The organism is Dactylosporangium sp. NPDC000555 (assembly GCF_040300025.1).
In the GTDB taxonomy this organism is placed as follows: Bacteria; Actinomycetota; Actinomycetes; order Mycobacteriales; family Micromonosporaceae; genus Dactylosporangium.
This window is the reverse complement of the sequence record NZ_JBEPDB010000007.1, coordinates 81366-105800: the sequence shown is the minus strand read 5'-3', so window position 1 is coordinate 105800 and position 24435 is coordinate 81366. Positions and strand designations below refer to the sequence as shown.

At 72.0% G+C, this 24435-nt stretch carries 22 protein-coding genes; 8 read left to right on the top strand and 14 right to left on the bottom strand.

Annotated features, from left to right (window positions below):
- Positions 1–29: 29 nt before the first annotated feature.
- The gene (locus ABT297_RS07380) at positions 30–692 is read right to left on the bottom strand and encodes a response regulator (protein ID WP_350545755.1); all 663 of its coding nucleotides are present in this window, start codon (positions 690–692) and stop codon (positions 30–32) included.
- Positions 689–1894 (bottom strand): sensor histidine kinase, encoded by a 1206-nt coding sequence (locus tag ABT297_RS07375; RefSeq protein ID WP_350545754.1) that lies wholly within the window; start codon positions 1892–1894, stop codon positions 689–691. Before ABT297_RS07375 ends, ABT297_RS07380 begins: the two co-directional genes overlap by 4 nt.
- Before the next feature lie 132 nt (positions 1895–2026).
- On the opposite strand from ABT297_RS07375, the gene ABT297_RS07370 reads away from it, so the two are divergent.
- Positions 2027–3043 carry an alpha/beta hydrolase gene (locus ABT297_RS07370; RefSeq protein WP_350545751.1) on the top strand — a complete coding sequence of 339 codons (1017 nt, stop codon included), beginning with the start codon at positions 2027–2029 and terminating at the stop codon, positions 3041–3043.
- Positions 3040–4131, top strand: a complete 1092-nt coding sequence (locus ABT297_RS07365; RefSeq protein ID WP_350545749.1) for an acyltransferase family protein — start codon at positions 3040–3042, stop codon at positions 4129–4131. The genes ABT297_RS07370 and ABT297_RS07365 overlap by 4 nt, the downstream gene beginning before the upstream one ends.
- A 6-nt stretch (positions 4132–4137) precedes the next feature.
- Here ABT297_RS07365 and ABT297_RS07360 read toward each other — a convergent pair whose 3' ends face one another.
- The 5 genes from ABT297_RS07360 to ABT297_RS07340 all read right to left on the bottom strand — a co-directional run bounded on the left by ABT297_RS07360 (position 4138) and on the right by ABT297_RS07340 (position 8845).
- The gene (locus ABT297_RS07360; protein WP_350545851.1) at positions 4138–5298 is read right to left on the bottom strand and encodes an epoxide hydrolase family protein; all 1161 of its coding nucleotides are present in this window, start codon (positions 5296–5298) and stop codon (positions 4138–4140) included.
- 10 nt (positions 5299–5308) lie between these two features.
- On the bottom strand, positions 5309–5644 hold the full coding sequence (locus ABT297_RS07355) for a hypothetical protein (RefSeq protein ID WP_350545748.1): 336 nt from the start codon (positions 5642–5644) through the stop codon (positions 5309–5311).
- A gap of 87 nt (positions 5645–5731) precedes the next feature.
- Positions 5732–6487: a GNAT family N-acetyltransferase gene (locus ABT297_RS07350; protein ID WP_350545746.1), complete on the bottom strand. Its 756-nt coding sequence runs from the start codon at positions 6485–6487 to the stop codon at positions 5732–5734.
- Entirely contained in the window at positions 6484–7008 is a 525-nt protein-coding gene (locus ABT297_RS07345; protein WP_350545744.1) for a flavin reductase family protein, read from the bottom strand. The genes ABT297_RS07350 and ABT297_RS07345 overlap by 4 nt, the downstream gene beginning before the upstream one ends.
- 367 nt (positions 7009–7375) lie before the next feature.
- On the bottom strand, positions 7376–8845 hold the full coding sequence (locus ABT297_RS07340; RefSeq protein WP_350545743.1) for a ketol-acid reductoisomerase: 1470 nt from the start codon (positions 8843–8845) through the stop codon (positions 7376–7378).
- A 74-nt stretch (positions 8846–8919) separates the two neighbouring features.
- Here ABT297_RS07340 and ilvY point away from each other — a divergent pair, with 74 nt between their 5' ends.
- On the top strand, positions 8920–9807 hold the full coding sequence (ilvY, locus tag ABT297_RS07335; RefSeq protein WP_350545741.1) for an HTH-type transcriptional activator IlvY: 888 nt from the start codon (positions 8920–8922) through the stop codon (positions 9805–9807).
- Positions 9808–9814: 7 nt separating this feature from the next.
- Here the strand turns inward: ilvY and ABT297_RS07330 are convergent, their stop codons facing one another.
- From ABT297_RS07330 to ABT297_RS07320, 3 genes are all read right to left on the bottom strand, one after another.
- A complete protein-coding gene (locus ABT297_RS07330; protein WP_350545740.1) occupies positions 9815–11038 on the bottom strand; it encodes an LCP family protein in 1224 nt (407 codons plus the stop codon).
- A gap of 216 nt (positions 11039–11254) precedes the next feature.
- Positions 11255–12256, bottom strand: a complete 1002-nt coding sequence (locus ABT297_RS07325; RefSeq protein WP_350545737.1) for an LLM class flavin-dependent oxidoreductase — start codon at positions 12254–12256, stop codon at positions 11255–11257.
- On the bottom strand, positions 12253–12777 hold the full coding sequence (locus ABT297_RS07320; RefSeq protein WP_350545734.1) for a nitroreductase family protein: 525 nt from the start codon (positions 12775–12777) through the stop codon (positions 12253–12255). Before ABT297_RS07320 ends, ABT297_RS07325 begins: the two co-directional genes overlap by 4 nt.
- A gap of 382 nt (positions 12778–13159) precedes the next feature.
- Here ABT297_RS07320 and ABT297_RS07315 point away from each other — a divergent pair, with 382 nt between their 5' ends.
- A complete protein-coding gene (locus ABT297_RS07315; RefSeq protein ID WP_350545732.1) occupies positions 13160–14152 on the top strand; it encodes an alpha/beta fold hydrolase in 993 nt (330 codons plus the stop codon).
- A gap of 55 nt (positions 14153–14207) precedes the next feature.
- Here ABT297_RS07315 and ABT297_RS07310 read toward each other — a convergent pair whose 3' ends face one another.
- Positions 14208–14504, bottom strand: a complete 297-nt coding sequence (locus ABT297_RS07310) for a VOC family protein (protein WP_350545731.1) — start codon at positions 14502–14504, stop codon at positions 14208–14210.
- Positions 14505–14798: 294 nt separating this feature from the next.
- Between ABT297_RS07310 and ABT297_RS07305 the strand changes: the two genes are divergently transcribed.
- The 3 genes from ABT297_RS07305 to ABT297_RS07295 all read left to right on the top strand — a co-directional run bounded on the left by ABT297_RS07305 (position 14799) and on the right by ABT297_RS07295 (position 19642).
- A complete protein-coding gene (locus ABT297_RS07305) occupies positions 14799–17381 on the top strand; it encodes a pectate lyase-like domain-containing protein (protein ID WP_350545729.1) in 2583 nt (860 codons plus the stop codon).
- 108 nt (positions 17382–17489) lie between these two features.
- Positions 17490–18131 (top strand): ABC transporter ATP-binding protein, encoded by a 642-nt coding sequence (locus ABT297_RS07300; RefSeq protein WP_350545726.1) that lies wholly within the window; start codon positions 17490–17492, stop codon positions 18129–18131.
- Complete coding sequence (locus ABT297_RS07295) at positions 18128–19642, top strand: DUF6297 family protein (protein WP_350545724.1); 1515 nt, start codon at positions 18128–18130, stop codon at positions 19640–19642. Before ABT297_RS07300 ends, ABT297_RS07295 begins: the two co-directional genes overlap by 4 nt.
- Positions 19643–19714: 72 nt before the next feature.
- Here the strand turns inward: ABT297_RS07295 and ABT297_RS07290 are convergent, their stop codons facing one another.
- Positions 19715–20215 carry a YfbM family protein gene (locus ABT297_RS07290; protein ID WP_350545722.1) on the bottom strand — a complete coding sequence of 167 codons (501 nt, stop codon included), beginning with the start codon at positions 20213–20215 and terminating at the stop codon, positions 19715–19717.
- Positions 20216–20991: 776 nt separating this feature from the next.
- Between ABT297_RS07290 and ABT297_RS07285 the strand changes: the two genes are divergently transcribed.
- On the top strand, positions 20992–22593 hold the full coding sequence (locus ABT297_RS07285; RefSeq protein ID WP_350545720.1) for a methyl-accepting chemotaxis protein: 1602 nt from the start codon (positions 20992–20994) through the stop codon (positions 22591–22593).
- A gap of 81 nt (positions 22594–22674) precedes the next feature.
- Here the strand turns inward: ABT297_RS07285 and ABT297_RS07280 are convergent, their stop codons facing one another.
- Together ABT297_RS07280 and ABT297_RS07275 are read right to left on the bottom strand one after the other, a co-directional pair.
- Positions 22675–22857 carry a hypothetical protein gene (locus ABT297_RS07280; protein WP_350545718.1) on the bottom strand — a complete coding sequence of 61 codons (183 nt, stop codon included), beginning with the start codon at positions 22855–22857 and terminating at the stop codon, positions 22675–22677.
- Between the two features lie 48 nt (positions 22858–22905).
- Positions 22906–24297 (bottom strand): metallophosphoesterase family protein, encoded by a 1392-nt coding sequence (locus ABT297_RS07275; RefSeq protein WP_350545716.1) that lies wholly within the window; start codon positions 24295–24297, stop codon positions 22906–22908.
- Between the last annotated feature and the right edge of the window lie 138 nt (positions 24298–24435).

Genomic DNA, 24435 nt, shown 5'->3' with positions numbered 1-24435 from the left:
AGGGCCCGCGATGAGCAGCCTCTTCGAGGCTACGCGACCAGCCCCATCTCGTACGCGATGATCACAAGGTGGACGCGGTCGCGCGCGGCCAGTTTGGTGAACAGGCGGGCCACGTGCGCCTTGGCAGTGGCTACGCTGATGAAGAGATCCTCGGCGATCTCGGCGTTGGAGCGGCCCCGTCCGACGAGGGTCAGCACCTCCCGCTCCCGATCGGTCAGGCCCGCAGCCGGGCGCCGGGGAGTGTCGGGCGCCGTGGCGGTGGCGAACGCCGCGATGAGCCGCCGCGTGACGCGGGGCGCGATAAGCGCGTCGCCCGCGGCCACGACTCGGATCGCGGCGAGGATGTCGTCCAGGGCCATGTCCTTCACGAGGAAGCCGCTCGCGCCGGCCCGCAGGGCGCCGTACACGTACTCGTCGTCGTCGAACGTGGTGAGGACGACGACATGAGGGCCGGCGCGCCCATCGGCCGACGATCCGGCGACGATGCGGCGGGTCGCCTCGATGCCGTCCATGCCGGGCATCCGCACGTCCATCACCACCACGTCCGGCGCGAGCCGGCCGGCCAGCGCGACCGCCTCCTCGCCGCTGCCGGCCTCGCCGACCGTTGTCAGGTCGCCGGTACTGTCGATGAGCACCCGCAAGCCGCTGCGCACCAGTGGCTGGTCGTCGACGAGCACCACCCGCACCGTCATGACAGCTCCTTCCCGGACGAGATCCCCGCGTCGGCGGGCAGGGGGAGCCGCGCCCGCACCAGGAAGCCGCGCCCGGGTCGCGGTCCCGCCTCGAAGCTGCCGCCGAGCAGCACCGCCCGCTCCCGCATGCCCGGGATCCCGTAGCCGGCACCAGGCGTGCCGCCGCGCCCGTCGTCGCTCACCTCGACCGTGAGGACGTCGCCGCGGTCGACGCGCACCGTGCACCGGCCGGTGCCGGCGTGCCGGATGACGTTGGTGACCGCCTCCTGGACGATCCGGTACGCCGCGAGGTCGATGTCCGGCGGGACCGCGCGACCGTCCCCCGTCGACACGACGGTCATCTCGACCCCCGCGTCGCGGGTCCGGGCGACCAGCCGTTCCAGGTCGCCGAGGCCCGGCGCGGGGTCGCGCGGCGCCTCGACGGGATCCGTACGGCGCAACGAGCCCAGCATGCGGCGCAGCGCGGCGAGGGTGTCACGGCTGCTCTCCTCGATGACGGCGAGGGCGGTCCGCGCCTCGCCCGGCTGGGTGTCGATGACCCGGCGCCCCATGCCGGCCTGGATGGCGATGACGCCGATGCTGTGGGCGACCAGGTCGTGGACGTCGCGGGCGATGCGCAGCCGCTCGGCCTCGATCGCCCGCTGGGCGGCCTGCGCCCGCTGCGCCTCGGCGAACGCGCGCCGCTGCCGCAGCGAGTCGCCGACCACCCACGCGGTGACGAGCGCCAGCAGCTGCGCCGCGGCGGTCGTGACGAGGTCGTCGTGCTGCGAGATCCGGAACGCCGCTGCGACCCCGACCTGCACGAGGAACGCGGCCACGGCGGCCGGCACCGAAACCCCTCGCCGGCGCGTGCCGGCGAGATAGCACACGACCAGGTCGAGCGCGGCGACCTGGATCAGGCGCAGGTCGCCGACGTAGGCCGGAAGCCGGTCGAGCCTGGGCCCCACCACGGGGTCGAGCGTTGCGAGGTCGACCAGCAGCAGGCCCAGCACGGCGAGCGGGCGGCGCCGCAGCACGCCGATCAGCATCAGCATGGCGAGGACCGGCGATGCGAACCGGATCGCTGGGCCGACGTTGCCGTACCCCCCGACGAGCCAGCCCTGCAGCACGAACGGCGACAGCGCGAAGCCCGTCCAGGCGAGCGCCGTGCGCACCCGCGCCGGCACCCGCCCGAGCAGGGAGGCGCGGGTCGTGGTGGTCATGCCTCGACCCTAGCGGGCGGCGACGACGCGGGCATCGGCCTGCGGATGTAAGCCGGCGGGCTACCTCGGTGGGCGTCAAGTGTGGTCCGCGGCCCGATGCCCACACCGGCCCGGTCCGGGACCGTATTCCAGGTGACCCGTCTCCTGTTGCCGTACGCGCTGGTGGTCATCGCCCCGGCGCTCGCGCTCGTACTCGCCGCTCCGGCCCAGGTCTCACCGACGGCGCCGATCGGCGCCGACGGCTGGGCCGCCGATCCGCGCCACCTTCCCGACCCGGTCAGCACCCCACCCGCCGCCGTACGCGACGCCCTCGCCCAGGTCGGCGCGCCGGAGGACCTCGTCCACCGGTACCCCGGCGTCGTCGGCAACCTCGACGGCGCACCGTTCGCGCTGCGGTACGAGGCGAACGCCCGAGCCATGGCGACGGCCGGCGAGGCGCATCCCGGCCGGTACCTGCTCTTCGACCCGCGCGGGAACGGTCACGTCGCCCAGGTCTACGGCGAGCTCGATACCGCCGACCGCGTCGCCGTGCTGGTCCCAGGGGCCGGCAACCGGCTGTACAACTTCTGGCACGGCGTTGGCGGCGTGGCGATACGCTCACCCTCCCGCCAAGCGGCGAATCTGTACACGGCGGCCGGCGCCCCCGCGGGCCTCGCGGTCGTGGCCTGGCTCGGCTACGACCCGCCGCGCGCGCTCGACGCGGGCGCCGCTCGGGAGGACCTGGCCCGCGCCGGCGCCGACGCGCTCGTCCGGTTCGTCGCCGGAATCATCGCGCTCCGTCCACATGCGACGGTCGCGCTGATCGGCCACAGCTACGGCTCGACGGTGATCGGCCTCGCCGCGCCCGGGCTGCCCGGCCAGGTGACCGACCTTGCCGTCGTCGCGAGCCCGGGCATGGGCGTGACCCGCGCCGGCGACCTGCACACCACCGCCCGCGTCTGGGCCGGGTTGGCGGACCGCGACGTCGTCCGCCTCGTCCCGAACGTGCGGCTCCTCGGGCTCGGCCACGGCCGCGCGCCGACGGACCCGGCGTTCGGGGCTCGGGTGTTCGCCGCCCGCGACGTCGCCGGCCATGACCACTACCTCGATGTAGGTACCGACTCCCTGCGCACCCTCGCCGCCATCGCCTCGGCCGGCGGCGCGTCATGACGACCCTGGCTTCCGTCGCGGCAAGGATCGACGCGGTCACGCCGCAGCGCCGCGACCGCACCGTCGACGGCCTGCGGGCGTTCGCGATCGCCGGCGTGGTACTCGGACACTGGCTGGTCTCCGCGGTCGTCAGTGCACCCGACCAGCCGATGGCACTGCACGGCGACAGCCCGCTACGCCACGCCCAGTGGTACGCCCCGGCGACCTGGCTGCTGGAGACGCTCGGCCTGTTCTTCGCCGCCGCCGGCTACGCGGCCGCGCGCGGGCTCGCCGACCGGCCCGCGCTGCCGTGGCTGCGCGCGCGGCTGACCCGCCTGCTGCCGCCGGTCCTGGCGCTTGCGGCGGTCTGGCTGCCGGCGCTGGGCCTGCTGCGACTGGTCGGCTCTCCGGACAGCACCCGGCACCTCGTGCTGTCGCTGGTATCGCACCCGCTGTGGTTCCTGCTCGTGTACGCGGTGCTGACGGCCTGCGCACCGCTGCTCGTCCGGTGCCCGCCATGGGCGGTCGTGGTCGCCGTGGCGGCGATCGCGGGTACCGACGCGCTGCGCCCCCACGGGTTGCCGACCTGGCTGGGGCTGATCGCCGTGCCGGTGGGCTGGGCGGCGCCGTACCTCTGCGGCACGGCCCTCGCCGCCGGCCGTCTGCGCCGCGAGCACGGCCTCGCGCTGCTGGCCCTCGGCGTCGTCGGCGGTGCCGCCCTCGTAGCGCTCGGCTACCCGGCCAGCGCCGTCGGGGTGCCCGGGGATCGTTGGTCGAACCTCGACCCGCCGTCGCTGTTCGCCCTCGCGGTGGCGGCGGCCCAGTTCGGCGTCTTCCTCGTGGTCCGGCCGTCGCTGGCGCGGATGCTGGCCAGGCCGCGGTACTGGCTGCCCGTCGCGACGCTGAACCTGGCGGCGATGACGGTCTTCTGCTGGCACCAGACCGCGCTGCTGCTCGTCACGTTCACCGCGCTGCCGACCGGCCGGCCACCGGGCCTGCTGGACGCGCCGAGCGGCTTGTGGCCGCTGTACCGGCTGCTCTGGCTCCCGGTGTTCGCGACCGTGCTCGTTGGCCTGGCGCGCACGTTCCATCGCTTCGAGCGGCGATGATCGCGTCTAGGCCAGCCGCTGCGGTCGTTGGCGGAGCGGGCGGAAGAAGGCGCGGATGTCGTCCACGAGCAGGGCGGGCTGTTCCATGGCAGGGAAGTGGCCGCCACGGTCGAACTCGCGCCAGTGAACGATGTGGTTGTCTCGTTCGGCCAGCCGCCGCACAGGCAGCGCAGCGTCGCGGGGGAAGACTGCGACCCCGGTCGGTGTGCTCGACCGCCGGTTGGCCGGGGGTGTAGCGGGGTGGTAGGTCTCGTAGTACAGGTTGGCCGAGGAGCCGGCGGTGCCGGTGAGCCAGTACAGCGTCACGTTGGTCAGCAGCTGGTCGCGATCGACGGCGTCGTCGGGCGACTGCTCCGAGTCGGTCCACTCCATGAACTTCTCGACGATCCAGGCGAGTTGGCCGACCGGGGAGTCGGTCAGTCCATACGCCAGGGTCTGCGGCCGGGTGCCCTGGATCTTCGCGTAGCCGGCCAGCTCCGGCTCCGCCCGAGCGAACTGCTCCAGCCGGGCCCGATCCGCATCGTCCAGTGTCGCTGCCTCGCCGGGGTCGCCCGACGGCAGGGTCAGCACGGTGTTGAGGTGGACCCCGGCCAGCCGGTCGCTGTCGATGATCCCCAGCTCCCGGGTGATGGCGTGCCCCCAGTCGCCGCCCTGCCCACCGTAGCGGCGATAGCCCAGCCGCCGCATCAGTTCGGCCCAGGCCCGGGCGATGCGCGGCACGCCCCACCCCGGCTCGCGGACGGGTCCGGACAGCCCGAAGCCGGGGATGGACGGCGCCACGACGTGGAAGGCGTCGGCCGGGTCACCGCCGTGCCGGCCGGGATCGGTGAGCGGGCCGACGACGTCGAGGAACTCCACCACCGAGCCCGGCCACCCGTGGGTGATGATCAGCGGCAACGCGTCCGGTTCGGGCGAACGTGCGTGCAGGAAGTGCACGTCGACCGCGTCGATGGTGGTGGTGAACTGCGGGATCCGGTTGAGCCGGACCTCCTGCGCCCGCCAGTCGTAGCCGGTGCGCCAGTATTCGACCAGCTCCTTCAGGTAGCCGACCGGCACGCCGCGGCTCCAGCCGGTGCCGGGCAGCTGTTGCGGCCAGCGGGTCCGTGCCAGCCGGTCCCGCAGGTCCGCCAGATCCGCCTCAGGTATCGCCAGCCGGAACGGACGCACGGTCGTATCGTCACTCACCGGGCTCCTCCTGCTCCTCCAGCCACCGAAGGTGGGTCTCCCACGCGGACTGCTTGCTGATGCTCAGCGCGGAGCCGATCTGCGACCACGAGGCGCCGGTGGCGCGGGCCGTGCGCACCGTGAGCTGCCGCCCGTAACCCGCCTTGCGGATCAGCACCTCGCCCAGCGCGAGCAGTTCCAACGACTCGTCCCGGGTCAACGGCGCCGCCTGCGGATCCGGATCTTCCACCCCTGGCGGCGCCAGCGCGTCGCGGCGGCGCAGCTCGTCGAACCGCGCCGCCGCGGTCAGCAATGTGAACCGCCGCTCCACCTCGTCCGGTGTGACCATGCGTCCAGCATCGCGTCAGATCACCCTGACGTCAAGTTGATCTGACGCGCCGGGTGCCGCTGACCGGGTCGAGGATTCCGGGCGCGGTTATGCCTTCGGGTTCTCCGGCACCTGCACCACGCTGAACGTGGTACGCCGGCGCAGCTTGAAGCCGATGGACTCGTACAGCCGGATGGCGTTGGTGTTGGTCGCCGCGGCGTGCAGGAAGGGTGTCTCGCCGCGGCGGCGGATGCCGGCGGCGACCGCACGGACGAGCCGGGTGGCGAGTCCCTGCCCGCGATACGCGGGATCGGTGCAGACGGCGCTGATCTCGGTCCAGCCGGGCGGGTGCAGCCGTTCGCCGGCCATCGCGACGAGCACGCCGTCCCGGCGGATGCCCAGGTATGTGCCGAGCTCGATGGTGCGCGGGCGGAACGGCCCGGGTTTGGTCCGCTCGATGAGGGCGAGGATCTCCGGCACGTCGGCGGCGGTGAGCGGCACCGCCTCGGGGTCGTCGGCGACGTCGAGGGCGATGTCGACCAGTTGGACGCCGGCGTCGCGGGAGACGACGTCCCAGTCGTCCGGCGGGGTCAGGCTGGTGCCGGTCAGGGCGAACGTCGCGCCCGGGCCGACGAGTCCGGCGAGGTCGTCCCACACCCGCTCGTCGGCCTGGCCCGAGACGGTGACGAACGGCGCGACGTCCGGGTGGTAGCGGGCGGCCTGTCCCCGGATTTCGGCGAAGGGCCAGTGGTGCGGCCCGGTGACGGACGCCCAGACGACGCTGTCGAGGATCTCGCTCTTCGTGTCGCCGATCGGCGGATCGGGCGGGTTGACCTCGGGCGCCGAGGAGGACACCAGGCTCATCGGTGCCGGCCGTGGTGCAGGGTGCCGTACCGGCCGGCGTGGTAGACCAGCGGCGGCGTGAGCTCGTTGTCGGCGTGCTGGCCGGCAATCGGCGCGGCCAGCACGATGGTGTGGTCGCCGGCCGCGATCCGGTCGGTGACCCGGCAGATCAGGCGGGCCGGCACGCCGTCCAGCAGCGGCACGCCGTCCGGGCCGGGCTCCCACGGCACGCCCGCCGCGAAGCGGTCGATGCCACTGGTGGCGAACGTCCGGGCGATGTGCTCGTGCTCGTGGCCCAGGACGTGGACGGCGATCGTGCGGGCGTGCTCGACGGTGGGCCACGCCGACGCGGTGCGGGACAGGCTGAACGACACCAGCGGCGGGTCGAGCGAGACCGACGTGAACGACGTGGCGGTGAAGCCGGCCGGGGGAGAGCCCGCCGCGGTGATCACGACGGCGGACGCGGCGTGGTGGCGCAGCAGCCGCCGGAACAGGTCGGCGTCCACGGTGGATGCCTCGGGTCGGACGGGGGCGATGGTCATCACGAACCTCCGAGCGTGATGTACGGACAGCCCGGACCGATCGGCCGGCGTCATGCCGCACCGGGATGGCCTGCTGTTGGTTCGACGGGGGAGTGGGCCTGTCCGGACGCGCCGGAACGCAGCCGGTGAGCGCGGGTCAGCCCGAACAGGGGGACGACCGCACACGACCGCCGTCGATGTGGCCGCGGATCGCCAACCGTAACGCTGGTGCCATGGCGCAAGTGCAGCAGCACCGGTCGGCGGTGTCAACGCACAGTGGTCCGTCCTGTCGCCCTTGTCACGACCGGGGCACAAACCGTGGACTAAACCATACTTATTACATAGGATAGCTGGGTTACGTGCCTGCCCGGCCCCTCCGGCCGGGCGCTCAGACCGAGATGTCCACCGGCGGGCGCAGCGGAGCGAGGGCGGCGAGGGCATCGTGCACCGGGTGCTTGGCAAACGCCTCCACGGCGCCGCGGTCCGCCGGCCCCGGGCCGCGGTCGAACGCGGGGAACGCCACCTGCTCGCACACCGCCTGGAAGCGCGGCCCCCACTTGCGCGCGCCGAGCCGGGCGGTGACCGAGCAGTTGTCCACCATGTAGGCGACGTCGCGGGCGTGCATGTACGGCAGCAGGGAGTCCACCGCCTCGATGACCGACTCATTGACGATCTCCGACCAGGGGTGCCCGCGCTCGGCGAACAGGTCGACCTGGGCGATCAGGACGGCAAGGAAAGCACCCGCGGTGAACGGCTCGATCGGCAGGTCGCGACCGGCCCGCCGAGCCCGCACCGCCGGGCCGGCCGCCCACATCGGCGAGCCGCCGATCGGCGCCATCGGCCGGCCGGCCAGCCGGTCGGCGGCCGACACCACGCTCCGCTGCTCGTTGCCGGAGTCCACCTCGTCGTAGATCTCGGCGATCAGGTCAAGGGCGGGGCGGTAGGTGGCGGCGTACGCCCGGTCGAAGACACCCTGCCCGGCCGCGTCGAGCCGGTCGCGCACCGCCGCCGGCCCGCGCGCGGAGATCGTGCGCGCGATCGGCCCGGTCACGTTCTCGCACGAGCGCTCATACGCGGTGTGCGGGTCGTCGCCGGCCAGCCGGAAACGCTGGTACAGACTCTCCACCAGGCCGTGCACGGCGCCGAGCAGGATCGCCCGCTCGCCGACGAGGTCGGATCGGTACTCGTGGCCGAGGGTGGTGCCGAACGTGTACGGCGCGCCCAGACCGATCGACCAGGCCAGCGCCCGCTCGACGGCCCGCCCGTCGTGGTCGCGGTGCACCGCCACGGAGCTGTTGATCCCCGCGCCGTTGACCCGGGCGCCCTGCAGGTACAGCCGCCGCACCGAGTCGCCCATGCCCTTGGGGCAGACCGCGACGACGCTGACGCCGGCCGGGAAGTCCCCGCCGGTCTGCTCGAGGTGACCGAGCAGGAAGCCGTGCGAGAGCCCGAGGGTGGTGCCGGGACGCAGCGCGGCGAAGAGCTCCCGGTGGTGTGCGACCAGGGCCGCGTCCGAGACGAGCGCGATGACCAGGTCGCTGCCGCCCGCCACGGTCAGCCAGTCGCCCAGCGATCCGTCGCCGGGCTCGAACCCCTCCGCGCGCGCCGCCGGGACCGACGCGGAGCCGGGCCGCAGCCCGACCGCCACCCGGATCCCGCTGCCGGCGAGCGAGTCGCGCAGGTTCAACGCCTGCGCCCGCCCTTGCGGGCCCCAGCCGAGCACGCCGATCGTGCGCACGCCGGCGAGCGCGGCCGGCAGCAGAGGAAACAGGTGTCGCCCGCCGGGCACGACGGGCTCCGGGCCGCCGGGCAGGTCGACGCGGTGGACGGGGAAAATCTGCGAGGTCAGTACGGTCATGACCCCGTTCTATCGGCGACAATGTTCTTCCGGCAATCGCAACCTTCGCAACGATGCGTTGCAGGAAGTGAAATATGGAGTCGTTGGAGCCGCTCAGGGTGTTTCTGCACCTCGCCGACACCCTCAACTTCGGCCGCACCAGCGTGGAGCGGCACCTCAGCCCGGCCACCCTCACCCGCACGGTCCAGCGGCTGGAAACACAGGTCGGGCGGCGTCTGTTCGACCGGGGGCCGCGCGGGGTCGCGCTCACCGACGAGGGCCGCCGGTTCGCCGACTACGCACGGCAGGCCGTCGCGCTGTGGGAGCAGTACCGGGAGGCGGGGCGCGATGAGGTCGGCCTCAGCGGTACGCTGCGGATCTTCTCCTCGGTGACCGCCGGCCAGGCGATCCTGCCCGACCTGCTGGCCCCGTTCCGCCGGGCCCACCCACAGGTGCGCCTGGAGCTGCAGACCGGCGACGCGGCCGGTGCGATCGGCCGGCTCGACGAGGGCGCGGTCGACGTGACGGTCGCCGCGCTGTCGGCCCGGGTGCCCGAGCACCTGGCCAGCCTGCCGGTGGCCGAGACGCCGCTGGTGTGCGTCGTCGCGCACACAGCCCGGGCGCTGCGGGCGGCGGCACAGGCCGGCGACTGGGCGGCGGTGCCCTTCGTGCTGCCCCGCGGCGGCCTGGCCCGCGACGCCGCCCGGCGCTGGCTGCGCCGGCGGCGGCTCGACCCCGCGATCGCCGCCGAGGTCGACGGGCACGAGGCGCTGCTCACCCTGGTCTCGCTCGGCATCGGGGCCGGTGTCGTACCCCAGCTTGTGCTCGAGACCAGCGCGGTCAAGGACCGGCTCTCGGTCGTGCCGGTGGAGCCGCCGATCGGGACCTTCGTCATCGGGCTGTGCGCACGCCGCATCGACCTGCGCCGGCCGATCCTCTCGGCGCTATGGGCCTCGGTGGTCGCCGCCCGGCCCGGCGGCTGACCCGGTGCTACTTCCGCGCGGCGGGCGCGGCGTTGCGCAGCGAGTTGACGAACTGCGGGTGGGCCGCGGCCCAGCCGCCGAGCGTGTCGTCGCGGATCGCCTGCCACAGCTCGTCCATGCCGGGATCGCCGATCACGTACGAGGTGTCGCCGATCATCTCCGGATGCGACGGAGTCTTGAGCCCGACCAGCGAGTCTGCCGTGATGCCGCGCAGCGCGAAGACGAAGTCGGCCACGGACGTGCCGTTGGTGTCCACGGTCAGCGAACTGCCGATCGCCCGCAGGACCCGGTCCAGCTTGACCGGGTCGGACAGGGTGCCGGCCGAGGTGGTCTGCTTGAGCACGGCCATCAGGAACTGCTGCTGGTGCCGCTGCCGGTCGTAGTCGCCGTTGGGTAGCAGCTCCCGCTGCCGGACGAAGTCGAGGGCCTGCCACGGGGCCAAGTGCTGGCAGCCCGGGTAGTACACCTGCGGCGTGACGCCGGGCACCGGGATCGGCTCGGCCTCGGTCTCCGTGTACGGGGTGGCGAGCTTGCCGTCCTTGTCGTGGCCGACGTGGATCGAGACCGTCTTCTCGTCCACGCACATGTCGACCCCGCCGAGGGCCTCCACGGCCTTGGTGAAGCCGTCGAAGCGGGCCTCGACCGCACCGTCGAACCGCACACCGATCAGGTCCGCGACGCTCTGCGACATGAGCGGCATGCCGCCGAAGTTGAGCGCTGCGTCGATCTTCTCCGTGCTGCCCCCGAAATGCGTCGGCGGGTACGGCTTGATCATGTAGTACAGGTCGCGGGGCACCGAGACCAGGAAGACGCGGTCCATGCTGCGCGGCACGTGTACGACCAGGATCGAGTCGGCGCGCTCGCCGTTGCTCGGGTCCCAGGTGCGGTAGTTGGACCCGATGAGCAGGAAGTTCAGCGGGCCGGCGACGGCCTGGCGCGGCCCGGACCGGGCATCCCCGAGCAGGTCGGCGTGGTTCACCGCGCGATCGAACCGGCTGGCGAGCACCGCGGCCGCGGCCACCGTGCCGCCGCCCAGGAGCACGGCGGTGAGCGCGCACGCCAGCAGCACCCGGTGCAGGCGGATCCGGCGGCGGCGCGCCGACCCGATGTAGACGCCAGGAACGGCGCGGCGGTCGCCCTGCACGGTCGCCCGGCGGTCGTCCAACCCGGGCCCGCGCGCGCGGCCCACCGCCGGTGCTGCCGCGACCTCGCTTGGTGGGTCGGCCTTCACACGCCGTGCACGATTGCTCGTCCGTCCCATCTCACCCGCCCGTACGCGCCGTCACCCGCCCACGCGCGCCGTACGCGGCGTCGGCACGGTCCGTCAACGTACTCTGGCACCTCCGCCGCCGCGCCGTACGCTGGGGCGGCGCGCCTCACCTGCGCGATCCCCCGGTGCCCGACCACGACGACGAGGGCGCGCCAGCGACAACCGACTACGCGACGCTCACGAGGACTGCCAGCCCAGCGCCGGCGCCACCGAGTGCACCACGTCGTGCAGGATCTGCTCGTACTGCGACCGGTCGAACTCGTACGGCAGCTCGAGGCGCAGCTCGTCGACCGCCTGCACCGCGGCGTCCCCACGCAGCCGGTCCACGATCTCGTCGCTCGTGCCGATGATGTCCGGGGCGAACAGCGTGCGGCGCTCGCCGTGCGGCTTGAGGGTGCGTTCGCGACGCGATTCGGCGTAGGTGAGGTACCGCTGCCGGGTCTTGCGATCGGCGCTGTCCAGCGGGACGATGACGCGGCCCACCGCGATCCGGGCCGGGCGGCCGATGACCGAGCGGTACTCGCTGATGTGCGCGAGCTGCGCCGTCACGAAGTCGTCGGTGCCCTCGCCGGAGACGATGTTGCCGGCGAGCAGGTTCAGTCCGGCCGACGCCGCCCAGCGGGCCGACCGCAGGCTGCCGCCGCCGTACCACAACCGGTCCACGAGGCCCTTGCTGTACGGCTGCAGGCGAGGGCGCTGAACGTTGCCGGGGGAGTGGATGACCGTGTCGGGACCGCCGATGAACTCGCCGCGCAGGTTGTCCCGCAGGCGAGCGATCCGGTTGTAGGACAGGTCGAACGAACGCCAGTCGCCGTCGAAGACCAGGTCGCCGATGAGGTCGGCGTGCGGCGGGGTGCCGGCGCTGAACCCGACCTGGAGCCGGCCGTGCGACAGGACGTCGGCCATCGACAGGTCCTCGGCGAGGCGGAACGGGCTCTCGTAGCCGATCGGGATGACCGCGGTGCCGAGCTGCAGACGGGTCGTGCGCTGGCCGGCGGCGGCGAGGAACACGGCCGCGGACCCGACGCCGTGCTCGAGGTGGCGCTGCCGAATCCAGGCTCCGTCGAAGCCCAGATTCTCACCGTACTCGAACAGCTGCAGCGTCGCCTCGAGGCCCGCGTGCGGATCGTCGTCGGGAAAGTTGCCCGGCGTCAGGAAGGACAGGGTCCGGACGGTCACCGCGACCGCCAGTTGCCGTGGTGCACGACCTCCTCGAGCGGGCGGCGGTCGGGTTTCACGATCGGGCGTAGCGGCCTGTCGGCGGGGTAGCCGACGCCGACCAGATACCAGATCGTGTGGCCCGGCGGCACGCCGAGGATCGCGCGCGCCTCGTCCTGGTCGCCCACGGACGAGTGGCCGGTGCCGATGCCGAGGTCGGCGGCGGCGACCAGGATCGCGAAGGTTGCCTGGCCGAGGTCGAACTGGTCGATCAGCCGGGTGCGCTCGTCGTCGGTGTCGGGCACCACGAGGGCGATGGCGGCCGCCGCGCCGGCGATGTGCTGGGCGCCGCGCCACACCGTCGCCAGGCGCCGCAGCTGCTCCCGGTCGGTGACCACGACGAAGTCCCGGTGCTGGCGGTTGGACGCCGACGGGGCGCGCCACCCGGCCTCGACGATGCGGCCGAGGTCCGCCTCCGGGATCGGATCCGGACGGTACTGCCGGACGTTGCGCCGTGCCGCCAGCGCGTCCCAGGTTTCCATGCCGGGGACAATATCATACTTAACCTATAGTTTTGCAGGGATGCTGTGAGCCGGATCTCCGTCTTCCTGCCGCATTCGCGACTACGCGCTGGCGTCCTACATCAAGGAACGGACCGCGCCGGTCGGGCCCGATGACGCGCAACAGGCGCTCGAAGTGCTGCGGAAGGTCGTTGCCGGACGGTTCGGCAGCCAGGTGGAGGCCGCGTAGGTTCGGCGGCGCGGCTCGTCTGCCGCGGGCTCCCTTGCTCGCCGAGTAGCCGGCAGGTGGACGCCCTGGCCTCGGTCGTTCGAGGGCATGCTCATCGCAAGGATGCCGCGTCTGATCGTTGATCGAGCGCGTAGCGGTGGGGCTGTCCCCCTTCAAGGACGGGGGGATGGCTGGATGTTCGCGTGCCAGCTTCGCCGACAGGCTTCACGTATGTCGATTTCCACCTCTCGTCGTGGCTTGGTCAAACTCGCGGCGGCGGCACTCACCGGCGTAGCGGCCGTCGGCGTCGCCGGTGCCGCACCTGCCGCCAGTGCGCTCGCCGGAGAGCGGCGGGGCATCTCCAGGATTCGTATCCGGACCGCTGCCGGTGCCTTCGACGCCGTCGCCGCCGGGCCGGTGCACGGCAGGCCGGTGCTGCTGCTCCACGGGTTCCCCGAGTTCGGCATCGAGTGGGAGCATCAGTTGCGCGGACTTGCCGCGGCCGGCTATCGAGCGGTTGCGCCCGACCAACGCGGCTACTCCCCGGGCGTCCGTCCGGTCGGTGTCGACAAGTACCGGCTCGATCACCCGGTCACGGACGTCCGTGCGATGGCCGACGCCTTGGGATGGCGAAGGTTCGACCTGGTCGGACACGACTGGGGCGCGGCGGTCGGTTGGATCGTGGCCGCGCGGTACGCCCACCGGGTACGGAGTTTCACCGCGGTCTCCGTGCCGCATCTCGGCGCATTCGCCGAAGCGTTGCGTGAGGATCCGGTGCAGCAGGAGGCGTCGAAGTACATGGACACCTTCCGTCAGCCGAGCCCGATCCCGGAGGACAAGATCCTCGCGTCGGGCCCGCCGGCACTCCCCGGCGTTCCGGCGCAGAAGTGTGCCGAGTACTTCCGGCGCCTCTCCGAACCGGGCGCCCTCACGGCGGCCCTGAACTGGTATCGGGCCAACGACTTCCAGGGCTACTCGGAACCGGTGCGGGTCCCGACCCTGTTCGTCGCGAGCACGCGCGATCCGTTCGTAGCGCCGTCCGGCGTCCAAGCGACACGTCGGTGGGTCACGGGGCCGTATCGGCTGGTGAACCTCGACGGAGTGGGCCACAACATCCCGGAACAGGCCGCCAAGACGATGACCACCCTGCTCCTGACTCACCTGACCGGCGGCGGTTCCTCCCGTTGACGCGTTCCAATCGCCGTGGTGACGAGTCGGTGCACGGTGGGCCAGATATCGATCTTTAGGTAGCTGGGTCGAAGCCCGCCGCGGCGTTGCCGTGGGTGACTCGGACGTAGTACCCGTCCGGATCGATGAGGCGGAAATCGTGCAGTCCCCATGATTGGAGTGCGAGCGGTTCGCTGATCGCAGCGCGCGCCAGACAGTGAGCGTAAAGCGCCTGGAGTTCGTCGAGCACCGAGTACGGCGAGCCCGCGTACGGAACGATCGCCCGGTGACTGCCACGGAGGCGCTCGACCGGGCTGGCGTCGAGAAGGTCACTCGCGACCACCTGGAGGCAATCGACGATCTGGCCAAACACCGCTGGTTTGGACGTTGCGCGGTTCTACACGATGCCGTCGGCACGCCGACCGAGATCTACTTCTGGGGTTGGTCCGGGGACTGACTGCCCGCGCACTCATACCGCGATCCGCTCTGCGGCCATTGCTCGTGTGTGGAGCTGAGCTCCGTGTCCGGAGCGGTTTTCATCCATGGGGATGTTTCTGGCTTGTAAACCTTCCGTTGCCAGTGTTGCCAGTCTATCGTCTCGCCACAGAGAGCGCTCTCACACGCCTGTCCGTCCGCCCGGATTTCCATGCTTGGAGGCGTCCACCCGATGAATCACAGCTCTCGAGACATCGTCCATCATCATTCGCGCTGGCGCACCCGCCTCGGCAGGATCGCCGTCGCCGCATCCGCCGTCGCCGTTGTCCTCGCCGGCACCGCCAGCCCGGCCGCCGCTGCCGACGACTATGCCCAGAGTGTCACGCAGCTGAACGCGACGCAGGCGCAGATCTCGTTCACGCCGACGACGGTCGCGCGTTATGTCGACGTCCACTATCTCTCGCCCAACTCGGGCCAGCAGAACTTCCGCATGACCGAAAACGCCGGGACCTGGCAGCGGACCGTCAGCTCGCTGACCAGCGGCTTCGTGATGGAGTACTGGTTCACGTACGAGAAGAACGGCCCGCAGTTTGACACGCCGCACTTCTTCTACACGCACGGCGGCACCGCGGCGGTCGCGACGCCGACGTTCAGTCCGGCGGGTGGGACGTACAGCACGGCGCAGTCGGTGTCGATCGCGACGACGACGGCGGGGGCGAGCATTCGGTACACGCTGGATGGTTCGACTCCGACGGCTTCGTCGGCGTTGTACGCGGGGCCGATTACTGTGTCCGTGACGACGACGGTGCGGGCGATCGGTATCGCGGCCGGTTTGAGTAATTCCGCGGTCGCGAGCGCGACCTACACGATCAACACCGCGGCGGTTGCGACGCCGACGTTCAGTCCGGCGGGTGGGACGTACAGTGTGGCGCAGTCGGTGTCGATCGCGACGACGACGGCGGGGGCGAGCATTCGGTACACGCTGGATGGTTCGACTCCGACGGCTTCGTCGGCGTTGTACGCGGGGCCGATTACTGTGTCCGTGACGACGACGGTGCGGGCGATCGGTATCGCGGCCGGTTTGAGCAACTCCGCGGTCGCGAGCGCGACCTACACCATCGGCGCGGCGACGTGCACGACCCAGCCCGACATCCCGAACTTCGGCCCGAACACGCGGATCTTCGACCCGAGCATGTCCACCGCGTCCATTCAGGCGCAGCTGGACGCCGACTTCAACGCGCAGAAGAGCACGCAGACCGCCCAGATGGCCAACGGACGGGTGGCCCACCTGTTCAAGCCGGGCACGTACAGCGTGCGCGACGACGTCGGTTTCTACACCTCGGTCGCCGGTCTCGGCCAGAACCCGGGCGACGTGGTCATCAACGGTGACGTGACAGTCGACGCCTTCAACGCCTCGGACGCCGGCAACGCGACGCAGAACTTCTGGCGCTCCGCCGAGAACCTGACCATCAACCCGAGCAACGGCTCCAACCGCTGGGCGGTGGCGCAGGCCGCCCCGTTCCGCCGGATCAACGTGAACGGCAACCTGATTCTCTACCCGGCGAGCTTCGGCTTCGCCAGCGGCGGCTACATCGCCGACACGCGAGTGTCCGGGCAGACCTCCTCGGCCTCGCAGCAGCAGTGGTACACCCGCGACAGCACCTTCGGCAGCTGGAACGGCAGCGTGTGGAACATGGTGTTCTCCGGCACCACCGGTGCCCCGGCGAACAGCTTCCCGACCCCGCCGTACACCACACTGGCCACCACCCCGGTCTCCCGTGACGTGCCGTACCTCTACATCGACGGCACCGGCAAGTACCGGGTGTTCCTGCCGTCGCTGCGTACCAACGCCGCCGGCCCGAGCTGGGCGGGCGGCAGCACCCCGGGCACGTCGCTGCCGATGAGCCAGTTCTACGTGGTGAACGCGGGCGACACCGCCTCGACGATCAACTCCGCACTGGCCTCGGGCTGCAACCTGTTCTTCACCCCGGGCGTCTACCACCTCAACCAGACGCTCAACGTGACGAAGCCCAACACCGTGGTGCTGGGCATCGGTTACCCGACGCTGATCCCGGACAACGGGGTCAACGCTATGCAGGTCGCCGACGTCGACGGCATCCGGATCAAGGGTCTGCTGTTCGACGCCGGTACGGTCAACTCGGCCGCGCTGCTGACCGTCGGCCCGTCCGGCTCGACCGCCGGCCACGCGGCCAACCCGGCGACGGTGCAGGACGTGTTCTTCCGCATCGGCGGCTCGATCGCGGGTAAGGCGACGACGAGCCTCATCGTCAACAGCAACGACGCGATCGTCGACCACACCTGGGCCTGGCGCGCCGACCACGGCAACGCGGGCACCTACGGCTGGACGATCAACACGGCGGACACCGGCGTCATCGTCAACGGCAACAACGTCCTGGCGACCGGCCTGTTCGTCGAGCACTACCAGAAGTACGAGGTCGTCTGGAACGGCCAGAACGGCAAGACGATCTTCTTCCAGAACGAGATGCCGTACGACGTGCCCAACCAGGCGGCGTGGATGAACCCGAGCGGGATCAACGGGTACGCCGCGTACAAGGTGGGCGCCAACGTCACCACGCACGAGGCCTGGGGATTGGGCAGCTACTGCTTCTTCAACGACAACCCCGCGGTGAGCTCCTACCATGCGTTCGAGGTGCCGAACACGGCCGGCGTGCGGTTCCACAGCGTGCTGACCGTGTCGCTCAACTTCAAGGGCACCATCACCCATGTCATCAACGACACGGGTGCGACCACACCCTCGGGCACCACCCCGGTCAAGGTGGTGAGCTACCCCTAGGCTGACACACCCCGGCCGGGCGGGCTGAACGGCTCGCCCGGCCGGAACAGCCAGGCCACGGGACCGTCAGGAGCGTCGTGGAGCGGCCGCGGCATCTACACTCGGCCGATGCTGGAGGTGGATGGGCTCAAGGTCGGATACGGCGACCGAGTCGTCATCGAGGAGCTGACGCTCACCGTCGAGGGCGGCGAGGGGGTGGCCCTGCGCGGGCCGAACGGGATCGGCAAGTCGACGGTGCTGCGCTGCGTTGCCGGGCTGCTGGCGCCGATGGACGGCGCTATCCGGGTCGATGGCGAGCGGGTCGACGAGCGCAGCGCGGCGTTCCGCCGGGCGGTCGCGGCGCTGCTGGACTCGCCCGCCTGGTATCCCGGGCTGTCCGCCCGGGAGCACCTGAGCCTGGTCCGGCTGGCGAACGGGCCCATCGACGACGGCTGGTTCGCCGAGGGCGAGCTGAGCGAGCGGCTCGGGGTCGACGGCTTCGCGGACGCGTCACCGTCGAGCCTGTCCTCGGGGCAGCAGCAGCGCCTGGCCCTGGCGATGGTGCTCGACCGGCCCAGCCGCCTGCTGCTGCTCGACGAGCCGGAGCGCCACCTCGACCAGGACGGCCGGGCTCTCGTCGCCGCGCTCGTCGGGGAGTACCTGGGGCGCGGCGGTGCGGCGCTGCTCGCCTCGCACGATCCGACCGTGACCGAGGGCTGCGCGGTCGTCGAGCTGGGCTACGACTGGTACGACGAGACGGCCGAGGCGTGACGGCGGCCGCGCAGGTGGGCATCGGCGTCGGCCGGGTGCGCCGGTGGATCCGTCGCCGGCAACGCGCCGCCGCGCCGGGGTCGGACCGCTTCGAGACGATATACACGCTCGTCCTGCTGGTCGCCATGGTCGGGTACGCCGTCTGGGCACAGCTGCAGTCCATCCTCAGCGGACAGACGGCGGCGTCCGCCGGTACCAGGGAAGGTGTTCTTCTCGCCGCCGGTCTCGGCTGGACGGCGGCGCTGCTCGCGGCCGCGGCGGCGCTCGGGCCGGTCTCGACCTCGGCCCCGGCGCTGCAGTGGCTGTTCACCACGCACCTCGACCGGCGGGCGCTGCTGGCGCCGGCCGGCGCGCAGGTGGTCGGCATCGGACTGCTGGCAGGGCTGTCGCAGGGCCTGCTGACCCTGACCCTTTCGACCGCGGGAGCCGGTGCGGTGCTGCTGGCCGCGCTGGGCGGCGGGGTCCTGAGCGTCGGCGCGACGGTCGGCGTGCAGGCCGCGAGCCGCCGCCCCGCGCGCGTGCTGTCGCGGTGGGCCACCGTCCTGGTGCTGGCCGCCGCGACCGTCGCCGTCGGCTCCGCCGCCGGTCTGCCGGTGGGTGCGGTCGCCTACACCGGCCCGTGGGGCTGGCCGCTGCTCGCCGCGCACCACACCTGGGTGGCGGCGCTCGTCGGCGCCGGTGCGCTGGGAGTGCCGATTTTCATCTGGTACCGGCTGCGGGCGCTCACCCTGGCCAACCTCACCGACGCCGCACAGAGCAGCGGCGCCGCCACGGCCGTGTTCGTCACGCTTGACCCTGGGCTCGCGTCGCGCGCGGCCGAGGACCGCCGCTGGCGGGGGCGCCGCTTCGGACCCGACCGGCTGCCCCGCCTCACCGGTCGGTTCGTCGCGACCGGCCAGGATGCGCTGCTGCTGGCGCGCTCGCCGGTGCGGCTGCTGCTTGCCGCGGCGCTCGCCACCGTGCCGGTCCTCGCCACCGGCCTGCCCGTGTCACGCTGGGTGATCGCCGGCGTGTGGCTGCTGTCCGGGGTCGCCGCCGCCGCGTCCAGCACGGCGAACGCCCGCCGCGATCGGGACGACCGGGCCCTCGCCCGGCTGCTCGGCCTCACCGACGCCCAGTTGTTCACCGGCCGGGTGACCGTGCCGGTCGTGGTCTGCACCGTCTGGTGCACGGTCGCGCTGCTGGCGGTCGGGGCGACGGCGACGTCCGGCGGGCTGGGCATGTGGGCCCTGCTCGGCGCGTGCGCGGGTCCGGGCCTCGCGGCGGGTGCGCTGCGCTCGGCCCGCCGCCGGCAGGTGCGGCACGACATCGCACCGGTCGTCTCGCCCGCCGGAACGCTGCCGACCGGGCTGTTCATGTGGGTGTTCGGCGGCGTCGACCTCGCCGTTCTCGGACTCTGGCCGGCGTTGTTCGCCATCGTCAGCCAACAGCCGCAGGCCGCGCTCGCCAACCAGGTGCTGTTCTCCGCCGGTACGCTCACCGGAATGATCGTCAACGCCCGGCGCGGCTGAGCGCTGGATCGGCGCGAACCCGAACCGGCTCCCGCCGGCCAGGTGGCCACGGCCCGTGGTCCGTGTCGCCGGTCAGGTGATGGCGAGCAGCACTGCCTGGCCGCCGGCCGCGGCGGTCCGGTAGAAGCTACGCAGCTCGGTGAAGTGCGGCGCGAGGTAGCTGTCGAACTCGTCGATGCCGTCTGCCCAGATGGTCGGATAGATGTCCGCGGCCGTCATCGCCTGCGGGTCGAAACGGGCGCGGAGAACCTCGATACTCAGCCCATCCAGCGCTGCGGCGATCCCGCGGACGGCGTCGGGGCGCAGCAGCCGGGCCGGCCCGTAACCACCGTCCTCGCCGATCTCGTCGCCGCCGAGGATTGCCGCGCCGGCCGCGTCCGAACCGATTTCCCACGGGGTGCCGGTGAGCAGGTAATGGATGCCGTGCCAGGACTTGTCCAGATCCAGTGCAGGATCGGGCATCTCGGCCTCGTCGTCATCGAGGTCGCCGTACAGCAGTTCGTCGACCTTCGCCGGATCCTCCAGCACTTCCCGCAGCTCATCGGCGGATAGCCGACGCCCGATCCACACCATGCCCACAGCTTCGGTTCCTCCCGTCGATCACAGCGCGCCGTGTCCTCAGACGGCCGTGGTCGCACAGTCTGCGTGATCCGCCGCGGCGCGGCAACTGGATGCGGTGCGCGGGTATCGGAAGCCGGCCAGGTTCGGACCGGTCCGCGGTTGTCAGCCGTGGCCGATCGTCTTGCGCAGCGTGCCGGTCGGGGTCGTCGCCGTCACACGCGTGGCGTCGGCGAGGCGGGCGGACTGGGGCCGGGCAGCCAGGCCGAGTACCACTGCCCGTCGAGGGTCGCCACCGTCGGCTCACCGGTGGGGAAGGCGATCTCGACGCGGGTCGTGCCGCATCCCCGCCGCCTCGGGCCAGGGCAGCGGGGGTGCGGCGGAGGGCCGGTCAGCTGACGCCGGTGGCGGCCTTGACCAGGTTGATGCCGAAGTAGATCACGAATGCGGCGGCGACCGCCCACATCAGCGGGTGGATCTGGCGGGCCCTGCCTGCGCCACCCGGATCGCCACCCAGCTGACGAAGCCGGCGCCGATGAGCTGCCCCGCGCGTCGCCCCGATTGGCAAGGTACCGGCGGCCGGTCGTGGCGGTGTGTCGTCGAAACGCCCTCACCGCGGTCTTTATCGTCGTATCCTCATGATCAGTGACTCGCAGGCAACGGTCGATGCGGGTTGTCCGATCCGCGGTTCGTCGCCGGCACCGACCGGCGGGAACCGCTTCGTGCGCAGGTGTCACGGCGTCCCCCGCAGCAACGTGACCTCCCCCGGCACGCGTGTGAAGGGTACGTCCATGGGAGCTTCCACGGGACCGACCCGGTGGTTCGCCAACCGCCGGGTCGGAACGAAGATCTTCACGGCCGTCGCCGCCGTCGCCGTCGCGGCGGTGGCCGGCGGCATCGTGGCCACCGTCGCGCTGTCGAACACATACCAGCGCGGGCAGGACATCAACACGCAGAACCTTGTCCCGTCAATGCACCTGGCCGAGACCCGAGTGCAGGCCAACACGGTCCGCATCGCCATCCGCGACACGGCGCTGGCCGCCGACAAAGCGGCGGTCGACGCGGCCGAGCAGCGGATACGCACCGCCGACGCCGCTGTGGACGCGAACATCAACACGTACCTTACGGCCGCCTCCGACCCGGCGGCCGTGCGGCGGTTCATGGACCTCTGGCAGCAGTACCGCGACGTGCTGAACAATCAGATGCTGCCGGCGGCGCGGGCGAACGACTTCGCCACCTTCGTCGAGGTCAGCGCGCAGGTGGGAGGGCCGCTGTCCGCGAAGGCCCTGGCCGAGCTCGACACCGCGACCCGGGCGGAGGCGAGCCAGGCCGAGCGCACCGTCGCCGCCGCCAACTCCACCTACCGGCAGGGCCGGACCGTGCTGTTCACCGTGCTGGGCGTCGGCATCGCGATCGCGCTGCTGCTGGGCTGGTGGGTTGCCCGCATGATCACCGGGCCGTTGCGGCGGGTGAACGAGGTGCTGGCCGGGGTGGTCGCCGGCGACCTGACCCGGCTGGCCGGAATCGACTCGGGCGATGAGGTGGGGCAGATGGCGAAGGGCCTCGACGCCGCGACCACCCGCACCCGGCAGACGATCGCGGCGGTCGCCGAGACGGCGGGCAGCGTCGCCGCGTCGTCGGAGGAGCTGTCGGTCACCAGTGAGCAGATCGCCGCGACGGCGGAGGAGACCAGCGCCCAGGCGGGCGTGGTGGCGGCGTCGGCGACGCACGTCTCCGGCAGCGTGCAGAGCGTGGTGACCGGTGCCGAGCAGATGGCCGCCTCCATCAAGGAGATCGCGCAGAGCGCCGCCGAGGCCGCCGCCGTGGCCGGGCAGGCCGTGCGGGACGCCCGCAGCGCCAACGAGACCGTGGGCAAGCTGGGCTCCTCCTCGACGGAGATCGGCAACGTGCTGAACCTGATCACCTCGATCGCGGAGCAGACCAACCTGCTGGCCCTGAACGCCACCATCGAGGCGGCACGGGCCGGTGACGCGGGCAAGGGCTTCGCCGTGGTGGCCAGCGAGGTCAAGGACCTGGCCCAGGAGACGGCGAAGGCGACCGAGGACATCTCGGCCCGGGTCGCCGCGATCCAGGCGGACGCGCAGGCCGCCAGGGTGTCCATCACCGGGATCGCGGAGATCATCGAGCGGGTCAACCAGTACCAGTCGACCATCGCGGCCGCCGTGGAGGAGCAGACCGCCACGACGGGCGAGATGGGCCGCAACGTCACCCAGGCCGCGAGCGGTACCAACGAGATCGCCGACAACATCAACGGCGTCGCCGAGGCCTCCCAGGCGGCCGCGGCGAGCGTCACCGAGGCCCAGGCCGCGAGTCAGGAGCTGGCCCGCACGGCGGCCGAACTGCAGCAGCTCGTGTCGCACTTCCGCTTCTGACGGCCTCTGACGCGTCCACGGCCCCGCCCGGCACGATATCCCGGTACCGTGCCGGGTGTGCGGGCGGGGCCGGGGCGGCGGTCAGCGGCTTGCCTGCGGCCTGGCCACCTCAACTTCGTTGATCTGCTTGCCGGTGAGCACGTCGAAGGCGCGCACGATCGTGCGGTCCGGGTACACGGCGACGGTGAGCACCGCCGGCGACTCGGGCCGGTCGGTGGCCGAGTCCTCGTCCCACGGGTCGTCTGGGCTGGGCGCGAACTCCATCGCCAGCGCACCGGTGTTGATCGCGGTGTAGCCGTCCGGGTGCCCGCCCTAGGTGACGACCCGCGCCGACCAGTCCCGCCGGTACGGCGACCAGTGCGTGTGCCCGCTCAGGAAGATCACGTTCGGGTACTTGCCGACGACCGCCTCGAGCTCGAAGTCACGCGGGCCGTTGCCGTAGAAGTTGCCGTACGTGCCGGAGACCGTCCACTCGAACGGGTAGTGCTTCATCACCAGCACCTGCTTGCCCTGGCGCGCCCAGTCCGCGAGCCGCTGCTTCAGGAACGCCACCTGAGCGTCGCTGATGGACTGCTTCTCCTGCTCCGCGACCCCGCTCTCCTCGCCGAGCACGATCACCGGCACACCGCCGACGACCTTCTCGTAGTACGGCTTGTCGATGCCCGCGCCCCACCGGTTGGCGAACGCGAGGAAGTTGTCCTGCTGCTGCTGAGGGGTCAGCACCCGGCTGCGCCTGTCGTGGTTGCCGATCGCGGGCAGCACCGTGGGCAGCCGGTGCCGGGCGAACACGGCGCTCACATCGGCGTACTCCTTGACCTGCTGCTCCTGGGTCTGATCGCGCGGCCCGCTGATGATGTCGCCGTCGAGGAGCACCGCCTTCGCGCCCGGCGCCTCGCGCCGCAGCAGGTCCAGCGCACCGTCGGTGTACGGCAGTCCCTCCACCTGGATGTCGCTGAGCACCTGGAACGTGGTCGCCTTCGCGCCGCGAGGCAGCGCCGGCAGCGGAGTGCGAACCACCACGTCGTCGACCGCCCAGTACATCTGCGGGCGGTTGTTGCTGTAGGCGAAGCGGAACACGGCGCTGCGGGCGCGGCGCGGCACGTCGACCCGGATCACCTCCTGACCGGAGACGACGTCGCCGCCGCCGTTCGCGCTGATCCGGGCCGCGGAGTAGCGCAGGATCTCCTTCTCCGCCCCGCCGTCGAACGCCACGGTCACGCGGGCGACCGCTTTGTGCGCCTGGCGGTAGTGCGAGGAGAAGACCAGCTCGACCGCGCTCTTGCCGCCGACGGGCACGCCGGGGCTGACGAGCGTGCTGTTGACCGGGTGATCCCCGTCGACGGCGGCGCCCTTGGCCGCCGCCACGCCGTTGTCCGCCACCGCGAGCACGCCGCGCGAGCGGGAGAACTGGTTGCGCCCGTCAAGGAAGCAGCGGGAGTCGAGCGGCCGGTTCTGCTCCGGATCGCAGCCGACGCCGGCCGGCGCGGCCGCCGCGAACCAGTCGTTGCGCTGGGTGAACGTCCAGCCGCGCCAGCCGGCCGCCGGGCCGTCGGTTCGCACCGTCCAGGCACTGCTTGCGCCGTCGAAGTCGCCGCGCCAGAGCGTCTGATGCCCCGTCTGGCCCTGGCCGGGCTCGCCGGCCTGCGCGGCGGGTGTCGCGGCGGCGGGCAGGAGGGCGAGCGCCGCGGCGCCCACGATCAGCACATGTCGGGTTCTGGGTCGAGCCATCATGTCTCCCCTGACTGAAGCAACAGGTAGGCACACGTTGACGAGATCGATCGACATGCGGGTGAACACCGCGCTCCGGCCGAATGAGGAGAAGATGGTTAGGTTAAACGGCTC